3 protein-coding genes are annotated in these 2,475 nt (G+C 64.1%); all 3 read right to left on the minus strand.

Translation table 11 applies throughout. From position 1 onward, the window contains the following. Positions 1-13: 13 nt before the first annotated feature. Genes tnpC through tnpA form a run of 3 tightly spaced genes read right to left on the minus strand, consistent with a single transcriptional unit; the run spans position 14 to position 2,396 of the window. Positions 14-1,546 (minus strand): IS66 family transposase, encoded by a 1,533-nt coding sequence (tnpC, locus tag AB4037_RS34460; protein WP_441774654.1) that lies wholly within the window; start codon positions 1,544-1,546, stop codon positions 14-16. A gap of 56 nt (positions 1,547-1,602) precedes the next feature. Then, positions 1,603-1,929, minus strand: a complete 327-nt coding sequence (tnpB, locus tag AB4037_RS34465) for an IS66 family insertion sequence element accessory protein TnpB (protein ID WP_441774656.1) — start codon at positions 1,927-1,929, stop codon at positions 1,603-1,605. Positions 1,930-1,955: 26 nt separating this feature from the next. Beyond that, positions 1,956-2,396 carry an IS66-like element accessory protein TnpA gene (gene tnpA / locus AB4037_RS34470; protein WP_441774655.1) on the minus strand — a complete coding sequence of 147 codons (441 nt, stop codon included), beginning with the start codon at positions 2,394-2,396 and terminating at the stop codon, positions 1,956-1,958. Positions 2,397-2,475 lie beyond the last annotated feature (79 nt).

The raw sequence follows: 2,475 nt of genomic DNA on the forward strand, positions 1-2,475 counted from the left end.
GTAAGCGTCGTTTTCAGGCCACGTCGCGCAGTTTTTCTGCCTCGGCATATGCCCATGGCATGAGCTCATCGATACGGCTGTTGGGATGAGCGTTGACGATCCTGGAGATGGTGTGGAGGAGATAGGCCTGGGGATCGACGTTGCCGAGCTTGCAAGTTTCGATCAGGGAGGCGATGACGGCCCAATGTTCGGCACCACCATCGGATCCTGCAAAGAGGGCATTCTTGCGCGTAAGTGCGAGCGGGCGGATGGAGCGCTCGACGATGTTGTTGTCGATTTCGATGCGACCATCGTCGAGGAAGCGGCTGAGGCCGGTCCAACATGAGAGCGCATAACGGATGGCTTCGGCAAGCTTGGTCTTCTGGCTGATCGTGGCGAGCTTGGTCTTCAGCCAAGGTTCGAGCGCCTCGATGATCGGCCGGCTTTTGTCCTGGCGAACAGCACGCCGCTCCTTGGCGCTCCGGCCTCGGATCTGGGCCTCGATCTGATAGAGCGCTGCAATGCGTTCGAGCGCCTCGCTGGCAGTTGGTGCCGGACCGGCCGCTGCGAGCTCGAAGAAGCGGCGGCGGACATGGGCCCAGCAAAAGGCCAGCGATACAGCGTTCTTCTCGGCCAGCACACGGTAGCCGCCATAGCCATCGACCTGCAGCACGCCGGTAAAGCCGTCGAGATGGGCAATCGGCCGCTCGGCCTTGCGGTCGGGGGCATAGACATAGGCGACCGCCGGCGGATCCGTGCCACCCCAAGGGCGATCATCGCGGGCATAGGCGAAGAGCTGGCCCGTCTTGGTTCGTCCGCGTCCCGGATCGAGCACCGGCGCGATCGTCTCGTCGGCGAACAGCTTGGTCGAGCCCTTCAGGATCGCCAGTAGCCGCTCATGCACCGGGCGGAGCAGGAAGGCGGCACGCCCGACCCAATCGGCCAGTGTCGAGCGGTCGAGAGTGACGCCCTGCCTGGCATAGATCTGTGCCTGGCGGTAGAGTGGGAGGTGGTCGGCGTATTTGGAGACCAGGACCTGGGCGACGGTCGCCTCGGTCGGCATGCCCCCTTCGATCAGCCGGGCGGGCGCGGGTGCTTGCACCACCACGTCCTCACAGGCCCGGCAGGCATATTTGGGCCGGCGCACCACCAGGACCCGGAACTGGGCCGGGATGATATCGAGCCGCTCGGCCCGATCCTCGCCGATCATATGCAGGGGATGGCTGCAGCAAGGGCAGCTCTGGTCCTCGATGTCGACCACGGTCTCGACGCGCGGTAGATGAGCGGGCAGTGCGCCGCGGTTCGCCCGGCGCTTGGCAACCCGTTCCGCCTTGCGCGCAGGCGATACCGCTTCGCCCTCGGCCTCTTGGGTGGCGTGGGTCTGCTCGACCTCTTCCAGTCCCAGCAGCAGTTGATCTTCCGGCAACGTCTCGGCCCGTTTGCCGAAGCGATGGCGCTGCAGCTCCTTAATGATCTGCTCCAGACGTTCGGCCCGGGCACGCTCGGCAATCAGCATCGCCTTGAGTGTTCCAGGATCGTCAGGGAGTGCATCGACGCCAGTTGCCATGCACCGATTCAACCATATTCGTCAGTGGCTTGCGAGTGATTTATAGCTCTTGGCCATCACGATGGGTTCTTCGGAATCCGCCCCTCGCGCGCCTCGTGAACGCGCCGCCAATCCAGGCCCTCCAGAAGGGCTGAGAGCTGAGCCGATGTCAGCCGCACCACGCTGTCGCCCAGGCTCGGCCATTGGAACTTCCCATCTTCAAGGCGCTTGGCATACAGACACATCCCTGTCCCGTCCCAGAAGATCAGCTTGATCCGGTCGGCACGCTTGGCTCGGAACACATAGACCGTGCCGCTGAAGGGATCGCTCGACATTGCCTCCCGGACCAGGGCTGCAAGACCCTCAGCGCCTTTGCGGAAGTCCACCGCTTTGGTCGCCACCATGACGCGGACGGCACCCGTCGGACCGATCACGGGCTCGCCTTCAAGGCGGCGATCACCGCCGTGATCGTCTCTGCGCTCGCGCCGGCGCCGACCCGCACCACGACGCCGTCGATCTCCAACTCGATCCCGCCCGTCGATCGCTTCGCCGCGCGACGCCGCCTTGCGGGAGGAGGTGCTGGACTGGGAACCGCAGCAGACGCTTCGATCACCGCAGGCACGAAGGATGGCGGCGCCTGATCCAGTATGTCCCGATCAATCCGCGCATCTCGGCGCCAGCCAAAAACCTGCTGAGGGCGCAGGCCGTGGCGACGCGCGATCTCCGACACGATCGCACCAGGCGCTAGCGTCTCTTCTACGATCTGCGACTTCTCATCCGCTGACCAACGGCGACGCCCACCGGCGCCATTGATCACTTCAAGCCGGCGGGGAACCCGCTCAGGGTCAAGCGTAAGGTCAAATCTAGACACAAAACGATCCCGATTCAGAGACCGTCAGCCTGCCAGGCAAACTCGAGAAACGAAAGGTGGGAACAGGACGACGCTTACC

The organism is Labrys sp. KB_33_2, assembly GCF_052114505.1.
Lineage (GTDB): Bacteria > Pseudomonadota > Alphaproteobacteria > Rhizobiales > Labraceae > Labrys.